This window comes from Pseudomonas sp. Eth.TT006 (assembly GCF_054456575.1).
Genome location: NZ_JBTJEN010000009.1, coordinates 98,629 through 120,282 on the forward strand (window position 1 = coordinate 98,629; position 21,654 = coordinate 120,282).

At 58.1% G+C, this 21,654-nt stretch carries 19 protein-coding genes; 10 read left to right on the forward strand and 9 right to left on the reverse strand.

Annotated features, from left to right (window positions below):
- Positions 1-6 precede the first annotated feature (6 nt).
- The 3 genes from ACXR0M_RS16100 to ACXR0M_RS16110 form a co-directional block, all read right to left on the reverse strand.
- On the reverse strand, positions 7-639 hold the full coding sequence (locus ACXR0M_RS16100) for a TetR/AcrR family transcriptional regulator (RefSeq protein WP_458832790.1): 633 nt from the start codon (positions 637-639) through the stop codon (positions 7-9).
- Positions 640-834: 195 nt separating this feature from the next.
- Positions 835-1,938 (reverse strand): alkene reductase, encoded by a 1,104-nt coding sequence (locus tag ACXR0M_RS16105; RefSeq protein ID WP_458832791.1) that lies wholly within the window; start codon positions 1,936-1,938, stop codon positions 835-837.
- 105 nt (positions 1,939-2,043) lie between these two features.
- Positions 2,044-2,427, reverse strand: a complete 384-nt coding sequence (locus ACXR0M_RS16110) for a nuclear transport factor 2 family protein (protein WP_458832792.1) — start codon at positions 2,425-2,427, stop codon at positions 2,044-2,046.
- 300 nt (positions 2,428-2,727) lie between these two features.
- Between ACXR0M_RS16110 and ACXR0M_RS16115 the strand changes: the two genes are divergently transcribed.
- The gene (locus ACXR0M_RS16115; RefSeq protein WP_458832793.1) at positions 2,728-3,852 is read left to right on the forward strand and encodes a GGDEF domain-containing protein; all 1,125 of its coding nucleotides are present in this window, start codon (positions 2,728-2,730) and stop codon (positions 3,850-3,852) included.
- A 27-nt stretch (positions 3,853-3,879) separates the two neighbouring features.
- On the opposite strand, the gene ACXR0M_RS16120 is transcribed toward ACXR0M_RS16115, so the two are convergent.
- From ACXR0M_RS16120 to xylA, 4 genes are all read right to left on the reverse strand, one after another.
- Positions 3,880-5,016, reverse strand: a complete 1,137-nt coding sequence (locus tag ACXR0M_RS16120) for a sugar ABC transporter permease (protein WP_458832794.1) — start codon at positions 5,014-5,016, stop codon at positions 3,880-3,882.
- Positions 5,017-6,573, reverse strand: a complete 1,557-nt coding sequence (gene xylG / locus ACXR0M_RS16125) for a D-xylose ABC transporter ATP-binding protein (protein WP_458832795.1) — start codon at positions 6,571-6,573, stop codon at positions 5,017-5,019.
- A gap of 557 nt (positions 6,574-7,130) precedes the next feature.
- The gene (gene xylF / locus ACXR0M_RS16130) at positions 7,131-8,132 is read right to left on the reverse strand and encodes a D-xylose ABC transporter substrate-binding protein (protein ID WP_458832796.1); all 1,002 of its coding nucleotides are present in this window, start codon (positions 8,130-8,132) and stop codon (positions 7,131-7,133) included.
- Between the two features lie 148 nt (positions 8,133-8,280).
- Positions 8,281-9,597 carry a xylose isomerase gene (gene xylA, locus ACXR0M_RS16135; protein WP_458832797.1) on the reverse strand — a complete coding sequence of 439 codons (1,317 nt, stop codon included), beginning with the start codon at positions 9,595-9,597 and terminating at the stop codon, positions 8,281-8,283.
- Between the two features lie 176 nt (positions 9,598-9,773).
- On the opposite strand from xylA, the gene ACXR0M_RS16140 reads away from it, so the two are divergent.
- Positions 9,774-10,949, forward strand: coding sequence for a XylR family transcriptional regulator (locus tag ACXR0M_RS16140; RefSeq protein WP_458832798.1), 1,176 nt, complete (start codon positions 9,774-9,776; stop codon positions 10,947-10,949).
- A gap of 16 nt (positions 10,950-10,965) precedes the next feature.
- On the opposite strand, the gene ACXR0M_RS16145 is transcribed toward ACXR0M_RS16140, so the two are convergent.
- Together ACXR0M_RS16145 and ACXR0M_RS16150 are read right to left on the reverse strand one after the other, a co-directional pair.
- Positions 10,966-11,760 carry an OBAP family protein gene (locus ACXR0M_RS16145; protein ID WP_458832799.1) on the reverse strand — a complete coding sequence of 265 codons (795 nt, stop codon included), beginning with the start codon at positions 11,758-11,760 and terminating at the stop codon, positions 10,966-10,968.
- A gap of 402 nt (positions 11,761-12,162) precedes the next feature.
- Positions 12,163-12,909: an NADPH-dependent F420 reductase gene (locus tag ACXR0M_RS16150; RefSeq protein WP_458832800.1), complete on the reverse strand. Its 747-nt coding sequence runs from the start codon at positions 12,907-12,909 to the stop codon at positions 12,163-12,165.
- 102 nt (positions 12,910-13,011) lie between these two features.
- On the opposite strand from ACXR0M_RS16150, the gene ACXR0M_RS16155 reads away from it, so the two are divergent.
- The 8 genes from ACXR0M_RS16155 (at position 13,012) to ACXR0M_RS16190 (ending at position 21,436) form a co-directional block, all read left to right on the forward strand.
- Positions 13,012-13,365, forward strand: coding sequence for a winged helix-turn-helix transcriptional regulator (locus ACXR0M_RS16155; RefSeq protein ID WP_458832801.1), 354 nt, complete (start codon positions 13,012-13,014; stop codon positions 13,363-13,365).
- A gap of 169 nt (positions 13,366-13,534) precedes the next feature.
- Positions 13,535-14,362 carry a helix-turn-helix domain-containing protein gene (locus ACXR0M_RS16160; protein ID WP_458832802.1) on the forward strand — a complete coding sequence of 276 codons (828 nt, stop codon included), beginning with the start codon at positions 13,535-13,537 and terminating at the stop codon, positions 14,360-14,362.
- 196 nt (positions 14,363-14,558) lie between these two features.
- Complete coding sequence (locus tag ACXR0M_RS16165) at positions 14,559-16,103, forward strand: ABC transporter substrate-binding protein (RefSeq protein WP_458832803.1); 1,545 nt, start codon at positions 14,559-14,561, stop codon at positions 16,101-16,103.
- A 178-nt stretch (positions 16,104-16,281) separates the two neighbouring features.
- Complete coding sequence (locus ACXR0M_RS16170; protein ID WP_458832804.1) at positions 16,282-17,298, forward strand: ABC transporter permease; 1,017 nt, start codon at positions 16,282-16,284, stop codon at positions 17,296-17,298.
- Complete coding sequence (locus ACXR0M_RS16175; RefSeq protein ID WP_458832805.1) at positions 17,295-18,179, forward strand: ABC transporter permease; 885 nt, start codon at positions 17,295-17,297, stop codon at positions 18,177-18,179. Before ACXR0M_RS16170 ends, ACXR0M_RS16175 begins: the two co-directional genes overlap by 4 nt.
- Complete coding sequence (locus tag ACXR0M_RS16180; protein ID WP_458832806.1) at positions 18,179-19,210, forward strand: ABC transporter ATP-binding protein; 1,032 nt, start codon at positions 18,179-18,181, stop codon at positions 19,208-19,210. The genes ACXR0M_RS16175 and ACXR0M_RS16180 overlap by 1 nt, the downstream gene beginning before the upstream one ends.
- 18 nt (positions 19,211-19,228) lie before the next feature.
- Entirely contained in the window at positions 19,229-20,191 is a 963-nt protein-coding gene (locus ACXR0M_RS16185; protein WP_458832807.1) for an ABC transporter ATP-binding protein, read from the forward strand.
- A 6-nt stretch (positions 20,192-20,197) separates the two neighbouring features.
- Complete coding sequence (locus ACXR0M_RS16190) at positions 20,198-21,436, forward strand: serine hydrolase domain-containing protein (protein ID WP_458832808.1); 1,239 nt, start codon at positions 20,198-20,200, stop codon at positions 21,434-21,436.
- Positions 21,437-21,654: the final 218 nt, after the last annotated feature.

Sequence of the window (21,654 nt, forward strand, 5' to 3'; positions counted from 1 at the left end):
TTACAGTCAAGCCGAGAGGGAAGGAGTCAACATCGCTACGGCTGTTGCGCCAATGCCTTGCAGATCTTCCCGGCTGACCGCGTCATGCGCTTGCAGCGACATACCTTCGAGAAGCGTATTCAAGGCCGAGGCCAGCAGGCGGGTATTGGTGTCGTGGCGCAGTTGACCGTCCGCCACTGCGCGATCCAGACGATCTTGCAAATAGTTACGACCCTCTTGGCGCAAAGCTTTGAGCGCGGCAGAAACTTCTTCCGCATCGTCAGAAACATTCACTGCCGCAAGCACGACCATACAGCCGCATGGCGCCTCGGGCTCTGTCAGTATCGACGCCGAAGTGTGAAAGAAGTCGCTGATGGCGCGCACGATATCCGGCTCGTCGCCCATACGCTCCCAAGTGGCATCCCAAAAAGTCTCTTCGTAATAGGTGACCGCTTCGAGGAATAATTTGGCCTTATTACCGAACGCTGCATAAAGGCTGGGAGGGCTGATGCCCATCGCCGAACACAGTTCTGCGACAGAGGCCGGCTCGTAACCCCGCTTCCAGAACACTGCAAGCGCCTGCAGCAGTGCCTGGTCACGGTCGAACGAGCGGGGGCGTCCTTTGGCGCGAGAAACCGAGGTTGGCGTGGGAGTTGTCATTGGGCGCAATACCTTAGCCAGGCAGTAGTGCCCGGGAACATGTGTCTGCGCCAATCATACACAAAATGATCTTCTCTAAGATGCGACGGGCGCCATGGCTGGAAGTGCGCCCTGTTCATATCAGTTCAATTGATCGGGCTGGCCGTCACCTCATGCCTCGACGGGTTCCAGCTTGCTGCAACTATGAAGTGACAGTCAGTAGTTGCCGACCGGCCAGTCGGTATAGCCTTTCGCGCCGCCGCCGTAGTAGGACTCGCGAGGGGCGATGGTCAGTTCGACGCCTCGCCGAAAGCGCTCAACCAGGTCTGGGTTGGAGATAAACAGACGCCCGAATGCAACGGCGTCGATCCTGCCTTGGGCGCGACGTTCAATGGCCATTTCCAGGTCGTAATTATTGTTTCCGATGAAGGGGCCGTTGAACTGTGCACTCAGGGCATCCATGTCAACGCCGTCTGGCACTTCCCGCGAGGTCGCGGTGGCGCCTTCAACGAAATGCAGATAAGCCAGATCAAATGCGTTCAACTGCTGTATCAGGTATCCGTACATCGCCATGACGTTACTGTCCGGCGGTGTGTTGCCCGCATCAGGCGTCACTGGCGACAAACGAATGCCAACGCGTTGGCTCCCCCAGATCTTGACGATCGCTTCGGTAACTTCCAGTGTCAGGCGCGCCCGGTTTTCGATTGAACCGCCATACTGATCGGTGCGATGGTTGGTCGAGTCACGCAGGAACTGATCCAGTAAATAGCTGTTGGCCGAGTGCACCTCTACGCCGTCGAATCCCGCACGTTTGGCATTGTCGGCGGCACGTTTGTATTGCTCGATGATTCCCGGGATTTCATCGGTTTCGAGTGCCCGTGGCATGGACACCGGAACGAAACCGTTGGTGGTGTAAGTGTCGCCTTGCGCTTTGATCGCAGACGGTGCAACCGGTGCGGCGCCATCGGGTTGCAGTTCGACACTGGAAAACCTTCCCACATGCCATAGCTGACTGACGATCTTGCCGCCGGCCGCATGCACGGCATCCGTGACTTTTTTCCAGCCGGCAACCTGCTCTTCGCTCCAGATACCAGGCGTTGCCGCGTAACCGCGCCCTTGCGCGGAGATATTGGTTGCTTCGGCAATGATCAGACCGGCGCTGGCACGCTGTGCGTAATACTCTGCGTGCAGCTCGTTAGGGATGCCATCTTCGCCGTAGCGACTACGCGTGACAGGGGCCATCAGAATCCGGTTGGCAAGTTCCATGGCCCCCAGGTTGATCGGAGTGAATAAGTCAGTGCGGGTAGCATTATCTGTCATGTTGAATCTCGGGCTAAATAGACCGGTCGTCTATTCGCTGGTGAAAAAAATGTGCTCGCGGGCGGCATTAGCTTTGGGCTTGGCACCGTTGAGCAAGGCGGGGGATCAAGGGGCGACGTGGGTGTGGTAGATCTTGCTGATGACAGTCCACTTTCCATCAACCTTGAGCAGGTTGAAAAAGTCGGTGAAGCAGAAGCCGGAAATATCATTGGTATCGATACGCGCGCTTGCTGCAGTGCCCACGATATCGACGTTGACGATGGCGCCTTTCGCTTCCGGGGAGGGACGGAAAGCGCTATCGATCGTGTCGAACAGCCCCTGGATCGGGCCGCCGCTCAATTGTCCTTCGTTATCCACGCCGAAGATGGTGGCCTGCTCGCTGAAAGCAGGTTTCATCAGGCTGCTTTGCGCCTGCTTGCCACCTTCGTTGTACTGGTTCAGCACGCTTACGATTGCGTTGTAGTCGTGAACGTAGGTCGGATTGCTCATGGTGTAGCTCCTGTTCAGGGATTTGATCGGCGAATGCGTTTTTAGGTATTTAAATAGTAGTCGTTACAGATTGCGTATATTCTATAGCGGCCACTACAGTAAGTGTCAAGGCATTTGCCGATTGCCGAACGACCAGGATGAACGCGAGACACAGCGTACGTGCGCTCCTCTCGTGGTGGCTGCTACGAGATCATGGAGACGAAGGGCAATAAACGGGAAGGAAAGGGCTATTTGGGACGTGACAGATTCGGTACGGCTGATGTCACATGGCGTCTGCCTTGTTATCCGGGATACAAGCCAATGACACCCGATACGCTGGACATCAATCCAGCGCGGATTTTGCCCACCTGCCAGCAACGCAACACCGTGAGGCTGCAAATGAAAAACCTGTCGACAAGCGACCATGCGCAGCTGACGCGTGAAACGACCGCACAGTTCTGGCAACACATAGTCCCCATAGTGCAGCTCGGTTTTGCCATCCATCTGGTATTTTTTGTTATCTGCAGCTTGCTGCACATCGCTTCGCTTGCAGTGATCAATGTGCTGAGCGTTCTGCTGTATGTGGTGTGCCTGAAGGCTATTCGTGCCGGGCATTATCGCCTTGCCGGCCTGTTGATGAGTGTGGAAATCGTCCTGCATGCCCTGGTGGCCACGTGGCTGCTGGGGTGGGAGAGCAATTTCTATTTTTACCTTTACTGCCTGGTGCCGATTGTCGCGTTCAGTTTCCAGAATTCGCGATGGCTGCGCTTTTCTTTCAATCTGGCGATAGTCGTTGTCTCGGCAGCAGGCTTCGCGTTGCGTGAACATATCGGCAGCACCTACCACGTCACGCCACTGTTGCTGGACGCATTGGGTCTGTTCAATCTGCTGGTCGCGCTTGGCGTGCTCTTGCATTGCACGGCGTTGTCGGTGCGCTTCACGCGTTCAATGCAATCGAAAATGTTCAACACAGCCAATCGCGACAGCCTGACCAACCTCTACACCCGACGGCGCGTGTTACAAGAAGTGCTGCACTTGGCCGAGTCCGGATCGTCAACGATCATCCTGTTGGATATCGACCATTTCAAACAGATCAACGACCGGATGGGCCACGATCAGGGCGACATCATTCTCCAGCAAGTGGCCGATACCATTAACCGCAGCGTACGCCCCAGCGATTTTGCTTCGCGTTGGGGCGGCGAAGAGTTTCTGGTGTTGATGCCCCGTACAAGCGCCCGTGAGGGGCAGGCGGTGGCTCAGCGAATCCTCGCTCAGATCCGCGACCGGGTCGGACAAATCAACGAACAACCGCTTACCGTAACCGCCACTTTGGCGGTGAGCGAAATCCGTCACGGAGAAACCTTCGAAAGCGCCCTCAATCGCGCAGACCAGGCGTTATACGAAGGCAAACATCAGGGCCGCAACCAGGTGACATTGGCCCTATGAGTTCGTATCTACTTGCTTGACAGCGTTTCAGCGGCGCCCTGTGCGTGTACTCACATCCACCCACACCGCCAGCACCAGAATGCTGCCCTTGACGATCATCTGCCAGTAGCTGTCGACGTCGAGCATCGACATGCCGTTGTCGAGGCTGGTGATGACTAGCGCGCCGAGGAGCGCGCCGTAGACTGTGCCGGAGCCGCCGCGCATCGAGGTGCCGCCGATGAAGCAGGCGGCAATCGCGTCGAGTTCGCCCATGCTCCCGGCGGAGGGTGAGCCGGCCGCCAGGCGTGCGGTATTGACCACACCGGCGAGGGCGCACATCACGCCCATGATCCCGAAAATCCACAGCTTGACCGCCTGCACGTTGATCCCGGACAAGCGCGTTGCTTCCATGTTGCTGCCCACCGCATACACGCGTCGGCCGAACACGGTTTGACTGGCGACGTAGCTGAACACCCCCAGCAACATCAGCAGAAGCAGGACCGGCACCGGAATGCCGTCATAACTGTTGAGGGTCTGGACGAAACCGGCAAGCACCGCGCCGATCGCCACGACGCGGATCACGTCACGCAGCAGCGACCGCGCGGCGAGCCCATGCAGCGCGCGATTGCGGCGTTGTTTCCAGGTCAGGAACACGGTCAGCGCGAACAACAGCACACCGAGGCCGGTGCCGATGGCGTGGGGCAGATAACCCTGGCCGATGTAGACGAGGGATGGCGAGACCGGGGCGATGGTGGTGCCGCCGGTGATGCCGAGCAGAATCCCGCGAAACGCCAGCATCCCGCCCAGGCCGACGATAAACGAGGGAATGCGCAGGTAGGCGGCCATGTAGCCGTTGGCGAGGCCGATCAGCAACCCGCACAGGATCACCAGGCTGAGGTTGGCCAACAGCGGTATGTGATAAACCACGTCGAGAATCGCCGCCAGACCGCCAAGCAGGCCGAGCAGGGAGCCGACCGATAAATCGATCTCACCGCTGATAATCACCAGCACCATGCCGCAGGCCAGAATTCCGGTGATGGACATCTGCCGCAGCAGATTGGAGAGATTGCGCGGGGTGAGAAATCCACCCTCGGTCTGCCAGGTGAAGAACAGCCAGATAAACACCACGGCAAACACCAGCGCGAGCATCTTGTAGCGGGTGAACAATTGTTTGACCTGATTCATTTACGCGGTTTTCCGATCATTATTGTTATGACTGCCGGGCTGACTGATGGCGGCGGCAAGGACTTGCTCCTGGGTCAGTTGCTCGTTGACGAAGTCGCCGCGCAACTGGCCTTCGCCGATCACCAGCACGCGGTCGGAGACGCCGAGCACTTCAGCCAGCTCGGAGGAAACCATGATGATCGACACGCCTTCGGCCGCCAGCGCGCCCATCAATTTGTAGATTTCGTATTTGGCGCCGACATCCACCCCGCGCGTCGGCTCATCGAGAATCAGCACGCGCGGCTTGGTCAAAAGCATTTTCGCCAGCACGGCTTTCTGCTGATTGCCGCCGGACAGGCTGGTGATCGGCAGGAACGGACTCGCGGTCTTCAGGTGCAGGCGCGAGACTTCGCGGTCGATGCTGCCCAGTTCGGCTTCGGCATCGATGCAACTGAGTTTCGAATAGTTGTCCAGCACCGCCAGGGTGATGTTTTGCCCGACGCCCAGGTCCGGAATGATGCCCTGACGCTTGCGATCTTCCGGCACCAGGCACACGCCGGCGCGGATCGATTTGAGCGGCGTGCGCGTGTCGATCGGTTGCCCGTCGAGCCACACTTCGCCTTCGTAGCGCCCGGGATAAGCACCGAACAGCGCGGTGACCAGCTCCGTGCGCCCGGCACCGACCAGCCCGGCGATGCCGAGGATTTCGCCGCGTTTGAGCACGAAGGAAACATCGTCGACGCGTTTGCGTTTCGGGTTATCGACGTCGTAGCAAGTGATGTGGCGCGCCTCGAAAATTACTTCGCCAATCGCGTGCGGTTCGCTGGGGTAAAGGTTGCTCATTTCGCGCCCGACCATCTGGGTGATGATCTGCGTAATGTCCATGTCCGCCATGGCGGTGGTGGCGATGTGTTTGCCATCGCGGATCACCGAAATGGTGTCGCACACGGCAGCGACTTCATCGAGTTTGTGCGAGATATAGACGCAAGCCACGCCCTTGGCTTTGAGGTCGCGGATGATGTCCAGCAGCACCTCGATTTCCGAACGGCTCAAGGCTGATGAGGGCTCGTCGAGAATCAGCAGACGCGCCTGTTTGTTCAGGGCCTTGGCGATTTCCACCAGTTGCTGATAACCGCCGCCGTACTGCGAAACCGGCAGCGAGACGTTCATGTCCGGGACTTTCAATTCGCGCATCAAGGCTTCGGCGCGATGGATCATCGCCGGGTAATTCATCCGTCCGCCGGGCAACGTCAGCTCATAACCCATGAAAATGTTCTCGGCCACCGACAGGTCGGGTACCAAGGTCAGTTCCTGATGGATGATGACGATGCCGGCGGCTTCGGTTTCGCTAATCGACTGCGCCCTCAGCGGCTGGCCGGCCCAGAGAATTTCGCCGTCCCAGGTGCCGTGGGGGTAAACCGCGGAGAGGATTTTCATCAGCGTCGACTTGCCGGCGCCGTTCTCACCGCACAGGCCCACGCACTCGCCGGGCCGGACCTTGAGGTCGATGCCGTTGAGGGCTTTGACACCGCCAAAGGTTTTGACGATGCCGTTCATTTGCAGCAGGTAGTCGGACATGGGCAGGGCTCCTATAACCGGGGCTCGAACATCACCGAACCTGTGGGAGCGAGCTTGCTCGCGAAGGCGTCAGCACATTCAACAGTGATGCAAGCTGAACCACCGTCTTCGCGAGCAAGCCCGCTCCCACAAGGTTTTTTGCACAAACAGAGATCTACGTTGTGATCACTGCCATTTGTAGCAAGTAGTCGGACATGGGTAGGACTCTTATAACCAGGGCTCAGACATCACCGAACCTGTGGGAGCGGGCTTGCTCGCGAAGGCGCCAGCACATTCAACAGTGATGCAAGCTGAACCACCGTCTTCGCGAGCAAGCCCGCTCCCACAAGGTTTTTTGCACAAACAGAGATCTACGTTGTGATCACTGCCATTTGTAGCAAGTAGTCGGACATGGGTAGGACTCTTTTAACCAATGCTCAGACATCACCGAACCTGTGGGAGCGAGCTTGCTCGCGAAGGCGTCAGCACATTCAACAGTGATGCAAGCTGAACCACCGTCTTCGCGAGCAAGCCCGCTCCCACAAGGGTTTTCGCATAACCAGAGATCTATGTTTTGATCACTGCCCGGCAATCTGCGCCTTGGTGTAGAAGCCGTCCTTCTCCAGCAAATCGATGTTGTCCTTGGTCAACGGGGTCGGGGTGAGCAGGATGGTGTCGACCTTTTTGCTGCCGTTGTCGTACTGCGAGCTGTACGCCGGTTTTTCGTTGCGCGCCAGTTGCACCGAGAGCTTGGCCGCCTCGGAGGCGATCAGTTTCAGCGGCTTGTACACGGTCATGGTTTGTGTGCCGGCGATCACCCGTTTGACCGCGGCAAGATCCGCGTCCTGACCGGAAATCGGCACCTTGCCGGCCAGCTGTTGAGCGGCCAGTGCCTGGATCGCACCGCCCGCCGTGGCGTCGTTGGAGGCGACGATGCCGTCGATTTTGTTGTCGTTACGGGTCAGGGCGTTTTCGACGATGCTCAGCGCTTCGGTCGGGTTCCATTCCTTGACCCATTGCTGGCCGACGATCTTGATATCGCCCTTGTCGATGGCTGGCTGCAGGACTTTCATCTGGCCTTCGCGCAGGACCTTGGCGTTGTTGTCGGTCGGCGCACCGCCGAGCAGGAAGTAATTGCCCTTGGGCGCCGCCTGCAGCACACCACTGGCCTGCATCTCGCCGACCTTTTCGTTATCGAAGGAGATGTAGGCGTCGATATCGGCGTTGAGGATCAGCCGGTCATAAGACACCACTTTGATCCCGGCCTTCTTCGCTTCAGCCACCGCGTTGGTCAGCACCGTCGCGTTGAACGGCACGATGACGATGACATCGACGCCACGGGAAATCAGGTTTTCGATCTGCGAAATCTGCTTCTGCTCGTTGGCATCCGCCGATTGCACGAACACCTTGGCGTCCATTTTTTCCGCTGCCGCCACGAAGTAATCGCGATCACGCGACCAGCGTTCCAGACGCAGATCGTCAATCGAGAAACCGATTTTCGGGTGGGTGGCATCGGCCATGACCGGCAGGGACAACAGCGCCAGGGCGCTGGCCAAGAGCGTGCGTTTGATGTTGTTCATGTGGTGCGTCCTTTTATTTTTGTTGGAAAGACACGGCCTGACGCTGACGTTCGGGCTGGTAGAACTGTAGAGAATCCGTGCGCGCGGCGAAGACAGATTTGTCGCGCAAATGTCACAGCAGCGCCACGCGCGCAGACGCCATCGCCGATCAGCGATAGATAAAGCGATTCACCAGATTTTCCAGCATTTCCTGACGGCCGCTGACCGCTTGCGGATTGAGTTCGTTGACGAACGCATGCTCGGCCAAGGACTGCAGGTTGAAATCACCGGCCAGCAGCGCTTTGCCGAACGGCTGCTGCCAGCCGGCGTAACGTTGATCCTTGAGCGTTTGCAGTTGATCGTTCTCGATCATCGCAGCGGCGCGTTCCAGCGCTTGGGCGAGCACGTCCATGGCGCCGACGTGGCCATGGAACAGATCGACTTCGTCGAGGCTCTGCCGGCGTACCTTGGAGTCGAAGTTGAAACCGCCATTGCTGAAACCGCCGGCCTTGAGGATTTCATAGGTGGCGAGGGTCATTTCTTCGACGCTGTTGGGGAATTGATCGGTGTCCCAGCCGTTTTGCGGATCGCCACGGTTGGCATCGATGCTGCCGAAAATGCCCAGCGAAACCGCCGTGGCGATCTCATGGTGAAAGCTGTGCCCGGCCAGGGTGGCGTGGTTGGCCTCGATGTTGACCTTGATTTCGCGCTCCAGCCCGAACTGCTGCAGAAAACCGAAGACCGTGGCGCTGTCATAGTCGTATTGATGTTTGGTCGGCTCCTGCGGCTTGGGCTCGATCAGCAAGTCGCCGGTGAAACCGATCTTGTGCTTGTGCTCGACCACCATACGCATGAAACGGCCAAGCTGTTCGCGCTCACGTTTCAGGTCGGTGTTGAGCAGGGTTTCGTAGCCTTCGCGACCGCCCCAGAGCACGTAGTTGGCGCCTTTGAGGCGCTGCGTCGCGTTCATCGCGCTGAACACCTGGGCAGCGGCGCAGGCGAATATTTCCGGATCGGGGTTGGTGGCGGCGCCTGCGGCAAAGCGCGGATTACTGAAGCAGTTGGCGGTGCCCCACAGCAGCTTGACGCCGGTTTCTTCCTGGTGGCGCTCCAGATGATCGACCATCTGCGCAAAGTTGTGCCGATACTCCTTCAGCGAGTTGCCCTCGGGGGCGACGTCCGTGTCGTGAAAGCAGTAATAATCGATGCCCAGTTTGCTGAAGAATTCAAAGGCCGCGTCGGCCTTGCCGATGGCCACTTCCAGCGGATCGCCGGCGTGCTGCCAGGGGCGCTTGAACGTGCCGGCACCGAACACGTCGGAACCCGGCCAGACAAACGTGTGCCAGTAGCAGGCGGCCATGCGCAGGTGTTCGCGCATCGGTTTGCCGAGGATGATTTTGTTGGCGTCGTAGTGGCGGAAGGCGAGGGCAGAATCACTGTTCGGGCCTTCGTAGCGAATCGGCTCGATCTTGGGGAAGTACGGCATGGACCTTGTCCTTGTTGTTCTTGGCGGTGTCTCGATACTAGCAACGGCGTCAGGCCTGCTGATTATGAAAACCACCAACACGCAGTGCGATTTTGCGTATTGAGCTTCGCGGCCGGCGCGCCTAGTCTGTGCCAATCGCCTCTGCCCAAAGAGGCCTCGGGACACCCATAACAACAATGAAAACCGTACCGCCTGTGCACCGCATCGCCCTGTTGTTCAACGGCAGCAAGATCTATGACCGTGGGATCATCAGCGGCATCGGCAACTACCTGAGCAGCACCCGGGCTTCCTGGGATCTGTTTCTCGAAGAGGATTTTCTCTGCCGCCTGAAAGGCATCGAGCGCTGGCAGGGGGACGGGATCATTGCCGACTTCGACGATCCGCTGATTGGCGAGGCGCTGGCCGGGATCAACCTGCCGGTGGTGGCGGTGGGCGGCTCTTATGAAGACGAGCGCGCCTACCCGAAAACCATCCCTTACGTCGCCACCGATAACCCGGCACTGATCAACCTGGCTTACACCCACCTGATCGAGGCCGGGCTGCAGCGCTTTGCCTGTTTCAGCCTGCCGGAAGCGCAAGCCAATCGCTGGGCGCAGGAGCGGGAAAAGGCCTTTCGCAAATTGATGCAGCGTGACGGCCTGCACGCGGAAATCTATCGCGGGATGGGCACCAGCGCGCCGCTTTGGGACAGTGCGGTCGAACAACTGATCGCCTGGCTGCACAGCTTGCCCAAGCCGATCGGCATCATCGCTGTCAGCGACGCCCGCGCCCGGCAATTGCTGCAAGCCTGCCTGACCGCCGGCATCGCCGTTCCAGAGCAGGTGGCGCTGATCGGCATCGACAATGACCCGCTGACCCGCAGCTTGACCCGAGTGCCGTTGAGTTCGGTGATCCAGGGCACCGAAACCATGGGCCGTACCGCTGCGCATTTACTGCATCAGATGCTGCACGGCATGCCGTCGACAGGGCAGCAGATCCTGATCGCGCCGGATGCGGTCAATGTGCAGATGTCGAGCCTGCACCAACCTTTGGGCAATCCCTACGTCATGCAGGCGCTGCTGTTCATCCGCCAATACGCCTGCCAGGGCATCAAGACGGCGCAGGTCGCGGCTTATGTCGGTATCTCGCGCTCCTCGCTGGAAGCGCATTTTCGTCAGGCGCGCGGCTGCAGCGTGCACGACGAAATTCTGCGCTTCAAACTCGCGGCCGCCACCAGCGGCCTGGAGAAAAGCGACTCGGCGATTGCCGACGTGGCCCGTGCATGCGGCTTCAAATCTGCGCAGTATCTGCACACGGTGTTTCGGCGCGAGTTGGGTTGTACGCCGCGTGAGTATCAGCAGGGGGCCAGATAGCTACGCCCGACCGTCGCTATTGGGTAGAGCGACTGTTTGTTTTCGCTGGCGTCGCAGTAGCGGGGCGATGCAGATGAGCACCGGTCGGGTCCTCGATCTGGATCACCTTGCCATGCTCCCAGCCATTGGCATCGGGGTCTGCCGGTGGAATCGCGATGTCAGCCCGTTGGGCCTTCTTTTCTTGCGGATTGACGTCAAGACGCCGGTTGCGCTGTTCGACCATCGCTGGGTCAGCCTGACCGTCAGCGGTAAAGCCCATCATCAGCTGTGGAACACCGACCGGCAGGCTTTTGTCCTGATCGGTATGCCAGGTGTGCCAGGTTTTTCCATAGGTGTGAGCCAGGCGTTTCATCAAGGCATGCTCAGCGGTCGCGGGAATCCCCGGCGCCACCAACTGACCGGAAGACACTTCGTAACCATGGCTGTGCCACAAGGCTTTTTCCTTGGCTGGCAAGGTGGCAAACAACTTTTCGTCAATGATGTATTCGACGCCCATGAGTTTGGCGTCCTTGCTATTGCCGTCGAAAATCACGCACTGGATCACGTCGTCGTTGAGGATGGAGCAGAAGTGGTGGGCTTCCATCTGAACCTGCGGATGGCCGTTGTAGAAATGGAAACCATCGAGGTATGCGTTGAGCGCATCGATCGGCGGCCGCGACTGCAGCGTTGCAGCACCGGCGTCCAGCACTCGCATCGTTGCCGACGTGGGCTTGCCAGGCGTTTCGACCGGCGACCGGGTTTCATGAGCGGAGCAGGCCAATAACAGGCTGCAGGTAATCGGCAATGTCAGGGGAAGCAGAAGCTGGCGCATGGGATAAGGACTCTTGGCAGTGTCCTTGGAAGACAGTCGTTGGCAGTGGAGTGGGCAATGGAATGGACGAACGGTGTAGTGGCGGAAAGAAACAGCTAGCGGTCGGGCACGTGCCGGTAACAGTAATGCTGTTCACTTACCCCTGTGGCGAGGGGATTTATCCCCGATCGGCTGCGAAGCAGTCGCCGCTTTTGACTTTTTTTGGGCCGCTTCGCAGCCCATCGGGGATAAATCCCCTCACCACAGGGGACCATTACAACTTAAGTGATCAGTATTAGCCGCTAACAACGCCTTTTCCTCACCTCAATATTACGGCTCGCCGCGTTCCACCATGGCTCGCCATTGCTGCACGCTCGGGCGCTGCTGACAGGCATGATCTGAATCACGCCTGTTGGACGGCGGTTAATCCAGCGGGTTGAAGGCGCGGTTCATGGCGATAACATCAGCGTGGGATGGGTTCGGCCCGAGCTTCATGAAGTGTTGTGGCAGTTCATTACGCTTCGCCGCTGCCTGGCCTTTGACTGCCAACGAAAGCGCCCTGAGCATGGTTTCTGCGGCGTAGTCACAGCAGTAGCCCGGTGTGGACGGTTGTTGCCGCCAGGATTCTTCAATAGAGCCCGCGTCGACCGGATCGAAGCCCGTCTGGTTGATCAGAGACATGACCGTGTCTTTGGCCGCGCGATCATCTCCCGCCACCGCAACCGCCAGGCGACCTTCAGTGCCCGGCGCACAACCCAGCTCTGCCAATGTATAGGCCAGCACATTGTTGAACGCCTTGATCACCGGCCGTCCGATCTGCTGCGCAACCCAGACACTCTCGGTCATTCCCTGGTCAATCGCATCAATCTGAGGGTCACGTAAACCAGGGTAGTAATTGTTGGTATCGACCACCGGCACGCTGTCAGGTACTTGGCTGAACAGGTCAGCAGGCAGCTTGCTCAATGCCGGAATCGGTATCGACAGCACGATCACATCCACCCCATCCACCGCTCCGCGAATGTCTGTGGGCCGCGCACCGATCTCTTCGGCGAACGCACGAACACCTTCGACACCGCGAGAATTGGCGACACGGATGTCATGCCCCGCCGCGCTGAGCTTGCGGGCGATAGTGCCGCCAATGTTGCCGGTTCCAATGATGCCTATTTTCATGGTCGAGCCTCTACAATTGATCGTCTTGCACCGATATTAGAGGGCTCATGAGATAATCGTAAGTACACACCAAAAGGTGGGTTACCCACTGGAGAGAAAGAAATGGCGCGGGAATGGAACTGCGGCGATCCGCAAAATCGGCGTGAGTGGGCTGAGGCGACGACTGAGACGCTGCGGGTGCTTGAAGGAAAATGGAAAATCATCATTTTGTGCCAGCTGTTCGCGGCAAAAGGTGCATTGCGTTTTTCCGATCTTGAAAAGCTGATTGAAGGGATCAATCAGAAAATGCTGATTCAGCAGCTGAAGCAACTTGAGAAGGACGGTATCGTGCTGCGCACGGTGTATCCGCAGGTACCACCGAAAGTGGAATACCAGCTCACGCCGATTGGCCATGCACTCGGGCCGGCGATTCAGGCGTTGATCGAATGGGCGGAGCTGCGGCGGGAGCAGGGCTAGCCGCTGTGTTGAAAATTGCCTCCTCAGAACGCTAAGGTCGGGCCCATGCGCGCATCGATCACCGGTTGGCAATACCGGGATTCTGCGCACCCACCCGCAGTTTTTGAAACCGTGATAACAAGCGACGATCAGTCTACGCATCGCCAATTGTGGCGTTAGGAATACTCCAATGGCCAGTTCTGCTTCATCTCAGTCGCTGCACAACTTCAGTCAGAATCTTCGTCTTCTGTGCGGGTTTTACAAGTCGGTGGCGAAGGTGTGCCGCTCGCTTGATATCAATCGCCAGCAGTTCAACAAGTACCTGGGGGCGCAAGCGACTCCGTCGTCGTTTACCTTACGCAAGATCTGCACTTTTTTCGGGGTGGATGAAGAAGAAATATTCTCCGAACATGAGTCCTTCCGCGCTTTGCTCAACAGCCAACGAGCGCCGCGAGAGCAAGAAAGTGCGATACCCGCTGATTTTTTCCCGAGTTCCGCTCAGGAGCTATCGAAGTACCAGGGCTACTATTTTGTCTATTTGATGTCGCCCGCAGCGCCTGGCGAAGTGATCAAGTCGATCACCCGTCTGACCCGCTCCGGCGAGAAGATTCTGAGCAAAACCTACGAGCGGATGAGGCTGGGCGACGATCAGCAGAAGAGTTTCGGCATCAACAAATATCGTGGTTTTTGTTTCGCGTCCTCGGATCTGATTTACATCGTCGAGCGCGAGTATCTCTCTTCCCGGGGCTACATATGGTCGGCGATCTATCCTTCCTACCGTAGTCGCTTTCGCTTTCTCAACGGCTTGGTCATCGGCGTTTCGGGAGACAACTTCCGTCGTCCTTTTGGTGCGCATATCGTCTTTGAGTATCTGGGCGAGTCGATCGATCTGCGTAACGCGCTTACCAGCTGCAGCTGCTTTGCGATTGATGCGCCTGAGATTCCCGTCGAAGTCAGAGCGCGACTGCTGGTACATCCTTCTGAAGGTGAGTTCAATCTCGTCCCACCGCTGTTTTAGTTTTTCTGGATAGACGCCAGGTGACGCTTTCGAGCGTCACTTGGCGTTTTTTTTTGCGAAATCGCGAAATTGAGCTGGTTGTGTGGCAGATCAATAATGCCAACCAGAGGCCAGATCCACGACTCCTTCCAGTTGAATGCGTGCCTGCTACTACACGCGATTTGCTGCGCCCACCATAAAAATAAGAGGAACACCGATGAAATTTAACAAGACCTTGATAGCGGGGTTGATGGCGCTGTCCGTCACTGCATCATTGGCCAGTGGTTGGGCATGTGCGGCAAACAATACCCTGGTGGTCGCTGATCGGGCCTCCTTCAAGGATTGGGATCCGGCTTCGGCTTTTTCCGAAGAAGTGCGGTTGCTGGGTAATATCTACGAGACGCTGGTGGTCTATAACGCGCCGGGCAGTGCTGAGGAGTTCGCTCCCGGACTCGCCACTGCTTGGGACAGCAGCGACAACGGCAAAACCTGGACCTTCAAGTTGAGGCATGGCGTTAAATTCCATGACGGTTCGGCCTTTAATGCCGCGGCGGTGAAAAAATCCATCGATTATGTTCGGGAGCTCAAGCAGGGCGCCGCGTTTATATGGAAAGGTCTGGATACGGTCGAGGCGCTGGCTGACGATACGGTAGTCCTCAAGTTCAAGAATCCGACGCCGGCCAATCTGATCGCGGCTGGGCAGTATGCGGCCTACATCATCGCCCCGGCAGCGGTGGATAACGGGCATGACTGGATGATGGCTCCCCACGCTATCGGCACCGGCCCGTATAAACTCGGGCAGGTCGAACAGGGCCAACAGGTAGTGCTTGAGCGTTTCAATGACTACTGGGGAGGATGGAAAGAGGGACAGTTTGATCGAGTCATCGTCAAGGTCGTCTCTGAAGCCTCCACTCGCACCCAGATGATCAAAAACGGCGAGGCTGGCGTCGCTTGGGACGTACCGCTTGATCAACTCAAAGTGTTAAGCGAAAACCCCGCCATCAGCGTGAGCAGCGCGCCTTCCTGGAAGAACTTCCAGTTTCTGCTCAATACCCGGAAATACCCCACGGACAACTTGGCATTTCGCCAGGCGCTGCAATATCTCTGGGATTATGAAAGTGTCACCAAAGATATTCTGCATGGTTACGGCAGCGTGCCCAAGGGGCCTCTGCCGAGCAGTATCTGGGGGCACGCCAGTGTGCCGATGCCTTCTTACGATCTGGATAAGGCTCGACAATTACTGCAGGCCTCCGGGATACCTGAAAAGGACTGGAAGATCTCGATGCAATACATTGGCGGGGTTTATGCCAACGCCGCCGAGCTCTTTCAGGCGACCGCCGCTCAAGTCGGCGTAGAAGTTGAGTTGCGCCCCGGCGAATGGGGGGTGATCTGGGATCGGGCGAAGAAGCTGGAAACTGCACCGAATATGCAATCCATGGCGTGGTGGCCAACGTACCCGACCCCCAGCGATTGGCTTTTCAGTGAGTTCCACACCGAGAAAACCACGCTGTTCAATCTGTCTCACTACAGCAACCCGGACTTTGACCAGTTGATCGAGGACGCGGCGGCGCTAGAGGGCAGTGATCGCGCCAAGTCCTCTGAAAAGTACGTGCAAGCCCAGCAACTGTTGGCCAAGGACGCGCCTGCGATCTGGTACGCCGACGTGCAGCAGATACGCGTTTCCCGCAAAGACATCAAGGGTATGGAAAAGAGTCTGAATCCTGCTTATGAGGCGATTCTTTACTACAACTTGAGTCGCTGAAAAAACACACCGTCCTTGTTGTTCAGGTTGAACGTAAAGGCCTGATTCCATTTATAAGCCCGACCACGGGAAGTTATTTGAATCCCCCGGGTAATCTCTGAAGGTTAGAGCGCTGTCGATGGCGTTATCTTGAAGCAAGCCATCAGGTTCAAGTTTATAGCCACAAGGGGTATTCCATATGGCGAAGTATATTGCCCAACGTTTGATAGTGATGTTCTTCATTCTTTTGGGCGTATTGACCATCACGTTCGTACTGAGCCGGTCTCTACCGGGCTCGCCGGTCGAAACGATGCTGGGAAATCACCCCACGGCGGAGCAGATTGCTGTCGCACGGGAAAAACTCGGGCTGGACAAGCCTGTGCCCGTTCAGTACCTCAATTACCTCAGCCATCTTCTCAGCGGAGACTTTGGCACCAGTCTGCGCACCGGCCGACCGGTAGCCGAGGAAGTCGTGAGACGGGTTGGTGCGACCTTTGAATTGACGTTCCTTGCGATGTTCTGGGTGGTGGTGCTGGGCGTGCCGATCGGTGTGATCTCGGCGGCAAGACAGAACTCGGCGGTCGATAATCTGGCACGAGCAGGTTCGATTGCCGGGACCGCGTTTCCGGTATTCATCCTGGCCATGGGCTTGCAATTGCTGTTCTACGGCAAGCTCAACTGGTTGCCACTGCAAGGACGTATTGATGCTTCCATTCTGCTCGATAGCCCCTTCGAGCGCGTGACGGGTTTTTATCTGATCGACACGCTGTTGGCCGGCAACTTTGCGGCACTGTGGAGCGCGATCAAACACCTGACGCTTCCCGTGTTCACGCTGGTCATCGTGACGCTGGCCACGGTCACCCGGATTACCCGCAACATGATGGTCGAGGTGTTATCCGAGGAGTACATCCGCACGGCCATTTCTTACGGTGTACCCCAGTGGCGTATCCATTACACCTACGCACTGAAGGCGACAATGATTCCACTGCTGACAGTGGTGGGGCTGACCTTCGGGTATCTGCTCGGTGGTGCGGTGGTCGTTGAATTCGTTTTCGACTGGCCAGGTCTGGGCGGGTTTGTCGTGTTTTCGATTGCCCAGAACGATTTCCCCGCCGTAATGGGCGCCACCCTGGTGCTGGCCACGGCCTATCTGTCGATCAACCTGATTGTTGATCTCTTGTATCACCTTGTTGATCCGAGGCTGCGAGTCCAATGAGTATTCAAGACGTAACCCTGTCCATGCCCTCGCGAGCCCCGACTTGGCGGATCAAGGCCCTGGCGTTTGCCCACGACAACAAGCTGTTTGTCTTCGGTGCGCTGCTATTGCTGCTGATCATCCTGGCGGCAGTCTTTGCTCCCTGGCTCGCACCTTATGAGCCGAACAAGATCGTCTTTTCCGCGAAGCTGCTGGCGCCCGACCAGGCACACTGGATGGGCACCGACGAGTTTGGTCGTGACATCTTTTCGCGGGTGCTTTATGGGGCACGAACATCGCTGATTATCGGCGTCACAGTCACTCTGATTGCAATGCTGATCGGGATTCCGCTCGGGCTCGTTTCCGGTTACTTCGGTGGCCGGGTGGATACGTTTTTGATGCGCTTCTCCGATGTGTTTTTGGCCTTTCCGCCGTTGTTGCTGCCGATTGCCATTACCGCTGCCCTGGGGTCGGGACTCGCCAACGCGATGTTGGCGCTCGCGGTCTCCTGGTCTCCATGGTACGCGAGGATCATGCGCGGCGCGGTGGTCAGGGTTCGTTCGGAAACCTATATCCAGGCCGCCCGGTCCATGGGCGTCAGCCACGCGCGCATCTTGTTTCGCCATGTGCTGCCCAATGCCACCACGCCTGTGATCGTGCAGGGTTCGATGGACTTCGGTTACACCATTCTCGCCGCCGCCTCACTGAGTTTCATCGGGCTTGGGGCCAAACCGCCCATGGTCGAATGGGGGCTGATGGCTGCGGCGTCACGCTCGCAGTTACTGGAGAACCCCTGGACGGTGCTGTTTCCCGGGGTGGCGATTTTTGTCCTGGTACTGGCGGTCAATCTGGTGGGTGACGGGATGCGCGATGTGCTTGATCCGAAAAAGGGGACGCGCTGATGCTGAACAAATCCTTCAAAGCCGCAGATAGCGAGCGTCCTGTCACCTCGCATCCGGATACGGCGCAAGACCTGGTGCTGCAAGTGCAAGGGTTGACGGTGTCCTTCCCGGGCTTGTTCAAGACCGTAAAAGCCGTTCGCGGCATCGACCTCAGCGTCCGGCGCGGCGAGATCCTCGGACTGGTCGGAGAGTCGGGCTCGGGTAAATCGATGACCGCCATGTCCTGCCTTGGATTGATACCTGAAACCGCGCGGCTTGGCGGCAGTGTCAGGGTGGCCGGACAGCAGGTTAACGGTGCATCGGCATCGCAGTTGGCCGATTTGCGCGGCGGTGGTGCGGCCATGATCTTCCAGAATCCGATGAAGGCGCTCAACCCGTTCTTCACTGTCGGGCGGCAGATGTTCGATGTAATCGGCTGTCATCGGAAACTGAAGAAAGCACAAATCCGCGCCGAGGCGATAAGCGCGCTGGAAGCGGTGAGCATGCCCGACCCCCATCTGGCGCTAGGCAAGTACCCGCATCAGATGTCCGGCGGGCAATTGCAACGTGTGGTGATCGCGATGGCGCTGGCGTGCCGGCCAAAACTGCTGATCGCCGATGAGCCCACTACAGCGCTGGACGTCACGGTGCAGGCGCAGATCATCGCGCTGCTGCGCAAGCTGGCCCGGGAGCAGGATCTGGCCATTCTGTTTATCACTCACAACCTTGGGGTCGTGGCGTCGCTCTGTGACCGGGTGGCAGTGATGTATGCCGGCGAAGTGGTGGAGACCGGGCCGGTGGGCCAGGTGTTCAAGCGACCGGCGCACCCTTACACCCTGAAACTGATGGCCACCGTGCCGAAGCTGGGGCAGGGCGACCTGCAGTTGGGTTTCATCCCCGGGCAGGTGCCGAACATGGCGGATCCCCCGGCAGGCTGTGCCTTCAACCCGCGCTGCGAGCGTGCCACGGGACGTTGCGTACATGCCGCACCGAGGGTCGAAATCGGTGAGGGACATTGGGCCGCTTGCCACAACACGTTGGTCAGGGTGTGAGGCTTCTGGAGAAGGTAAATGGCTATGAATAACAACGAACAGCCCACGCTGCTGAGCGTCAACCAGTTGCATAAGACCTACGCCAGCCGCGACGGTCTGGTGACCGCCATCGACCATATAAACCTTGAGGTAAAAGTCGGTGAAACCGTTGCGCTGGTGGGGGAATCCGGTTGCGGGAAAAGCACCGTTGCCGCGACTTTGCTCGGTCTGCTGCCCGCCGACAGCGGGCAGATTCTGGTCGAGGGACGACCGCTGCCGATCGATGCCAGGGAGCGAGGCAGAAGCTTGAGCATGGTGTTTCAGAACCCCTACGCCTCGCTGAATCCGAAAATGAAAATCAAGGCGATTGTTGCCGAGCCGCTGAAGGTTGCCTTTGGCTTGCGCGGCGCCGCATTGCACGAACGCATTCTTGCGCTGCTGGGAAGTGTGGGGATGGGCGAGGAGCACATGGAGCGCTATCCCCACGAGTTTTCCGGAGGCCAGTTGCAACGGATCGCTATCGCCCGGGCGCTGGCGATGGAGTCAAAACTGCTGGTTCTTGACGAGCCGACGGCGGCGCTCGACGTGTCGGTACAAGCCCAGGTGTTGCAGTTGCTGAAGACGTTACAGAGCAACAACGGCCTGAGTTACCTTTTCATCAGTCACGACCTTGCGACGGTCGAGTATCTGGCGCAGCAGGTGCTGGTGATGTACCTGGGACGCATCGTCGAATCGGGACCTGTAGCGCAGGTGTTCGGTCGGCCGCGTCATCCATACACCCGCGCGCTGCTCGACTCGGTGCCCTCCATCGACCCGGAGCGCCGCGACCAATTGCAAATTCTGAGCGGCGAAATCCCCAGCCCGTTGAACCGGCCTGCCGGGTGCCATTTTGCGCCTCGTTGCCTGCGCGCCAGTGATCGTTGTCGCCACGAGGTGCCAATCGAGACTCAGGATCACGACCACCGTTTTTCGTGCCACCACCCTCTGAACGATGAGAGCTGAATCCTTATGTACAACAAAAACGACACGACCGCGCCAGGCATCGGCTATCAGGATTTAAAGCTGATGCAGGGGTTTCCACCGCCTCGGGAAAAGCAAGTCGCCCAACATAACTGGGACAGCCCGCCCTATAACCGCTGGTCATTCCAGCATATGAGCCAGCTGTTCCCGGTGGCCGCCATTCATCGCGGTTCCGGGCCGGTTATCGAACTTGAACGCAACGAACGCTCACTGGACGGCGTACGTTTTCAGCGGGTCGACGGCGCACAAACCGATCTGGCGAGCTTTCTGATCGACAGCTACACCGATGGATTTCTGGTGCTTCATCAGGGCAAGGTGATTTCGGAGCAGTATTTCAACGGCATGCAGCCGCACACTTTGCATTTGCTGCAATCGGTCTCCAAAACTGTCGTCGGGAGCCTGGTGGGCAGGTTGATCGGCCAGGGCAAAATCGATCCGCAAGCACGTGTCAGCCACTATGTGCCGGAGGTTGCGGGTCGTGGTTATGGTGACGCCCGGGTCCAGGACCTTCTGGATATGCGCACGGGAGTCAGGTTCAGGGAGGACTACACCGATCCGGACGCTGAGTTCATCCAGTTGGACGTCGCGTCGGGTTGGCGTGAACGCGGCGAGCTGCAGTCACCCGACAGCATTTATGGTTTGTTGGAATCGCTCAAAAAAGACCGTGACCATGGCCAGTTCTTCGAGTATCGCTCGGTGGATACCGACATGCTCGCCTGGGTCTGCGAGCGGGCTTGCGCAGAGCGTCTTCCCGTTTTACTGAGTCGGGAAATCTGGTCAAAACTGGGGGCCGAACAGGACGCAAATATCACCCTGGACGGCGTCGGAACGGCGTTGGCCGATGGCGGGATGAGCGTGACGCTGCGGGATCTGGCGCGCTTTGCCCAGATGTATCTGCAAGGGGGATATTTCAACGGTCAGCAGATAGTTCCAGAAGAATTTGTGCGGGCATGCGGCCGTGGCTCGACACCGGCGTTTGAGGTGCTCTATGGCTTCTACGTCAACAGCTATCCGAATGCGGCCTACAGCAACCAATGCTGGGTCCTGGACAGCGAACTGGGGACCTATTCGGCGCGCGGGGTCTTCGGTCAGAGCATTTACTGGGATCCGGCTTCGCAAGTGACCATCGTCAAACTGTCCAGCTGGCCGGACTTTATCAATTCAGAGTTGACGCTCGATACCTTCCGCGCGTGTGCCGCTGTGGTCGAGGAACTGCAACGCGATTGAATACAGGTTCTGCGTAACGACATGCAGAGCCTGCCGGCAGCGACGTTCTGCGCTCAGGTGCAAGCGCAACTGAGTGCTGCTGCCGGCTGACCCTTCGGGGCCTGCCAACACCTGGGCGCTGCGCGCGTCCTCAGCCTTCGGGCATTACCCCATTCATCCAGACTGCGCTTTGTCGTGGCCGGGATGGTTGTTGCCAAAAATAAAACTTAGAGACGGAG

Coding starts and splice junctions, on each gene's coding strand:
- ACXR0M_RS16100 (WP_458832790.1), bottom strand. CDS start 639: ATGACAACTCCCACGCCAACCTCGGTTTCTCGCGCCAAAGGACGCCCC.
- ACXR0M_RS16105 (WP_458832791.1), bottom strand. CDS start 1,938: ATGACAGATAATGCTACCCGCACTGACTTATTCACTCCGATCAACCTG.
- ACXR0M_RS16110 (WP_458832792.1), bottom strand. CDS start 2,427: ATGAGCAATCCGACCTACGTTCACGACTACAACGCAATCGTAAGCGTG.
- ACXR0M_RS16115 (WP_458832793.1), top strand. CDS start 2,728: ATGACACCCGATACGCTGGACATCAATCCAGCGCGGATTTTGCCCACC.
- ACXR0M_RS16120 (WP_458832794.1), bottom strand. CDS start 5,016: ATGAATCAGGTCAAACAATTGTTCACCCGCTACAAGATGCTCGCGCTG.
- xylG (WP_458832795.1), bottom strand. CDS start 6,573: ATGTCCGACTACCTGCTGCAAATGAACGGCATCGTCAAAACCTTTGGC.
- xylF (WP_458832796.1), bottom strand. CDS start 8,132: ATGAACAACATCAAACGCACGCTCTTGGCCAGCGCCCTGGCGCTGTTG.
- xylA (WP_458832797.1), bottom strand. CDS start 9,597: ATGCCGTACTTCCCCAAGATCGAGCCGATTCGCTACGAAGGCCCGAAC.
- ACXR0M_RS16140 (WP_458832798.1), top strand. CDS start 9,774: ATGAAAACCGTACCGCCTGTGCACCGCATCGCCCTGTTGTTCAACGGC.
- ACXR0M_RS16145 (WP_458832799.1), bottom strand. CDS start 11,760: ATGCGCCAGCTTCTGCTTCCCCTGACATTGCCGATTACCTGCAGCCTG.
- ACXR0M_RS16150 (WP_458832800.1), bottom strand. CDS start 12,909: ATGAAAATAGGCATCATTGGAACCGGCAACATTGGCGGCACTATCGCC.
- ACXR0M_RS16155 (WP_458832801.1), top strand. CDS start 13,012: ATGGCGCGGGAATGGAACTGCGGCGATCCGCAAAATCGGCGTGAGTGG.
- ACXR0M_RS16160 (WP_458832802.1), top strand. CDS start 13,535: ATGGCCAGTTCTGCTTCATCTCAGTCGCTGCACAACTTCAGTCAGAAT.
- ACXR0M_RS16165 (WP_458832803.1), top strand. CDS start 14,559: ATGAAATTTAACAAGACCTTGATAGCGGGGTTGATGGCGCTGTCCGTC.
- ACXR0M_RS16170 (WP_458832804.1), top strand. CDS start 16,282: ATGGCGAAGTATATTGCCCAACGTTTGATAGTGATGTTCTTCATTCTT.
- ACXR0M_RS16175 (WP_458832805.1), top strand. CDS start 17,295: ATGAGTATTCAAGACGTAACCCTGTCCATGCCCTCGCGAGCCCCGACT.
- ACXR0M_RS16180 (WP_458832806.1), top strand. CDS start 18,179: ATGCTGAACAAATCCTTCAAAGCCGCAGATAGCGAGCGTCCTGTCACC.
- ACXR0M_RS16185 (WP_458832807.1), top strand. CDS start 19,229: ATGGCTATGAATAACAACGAACAGCCCACGCTGCTGAGCGTCAACCAG.
- ACXR0M_RS16190 (WP_458832808.1), top strand. CDS start 20,198: ATGTACAACAAAAACGACACGACCGCGCCAGGCATCGGCTATCAGGAT.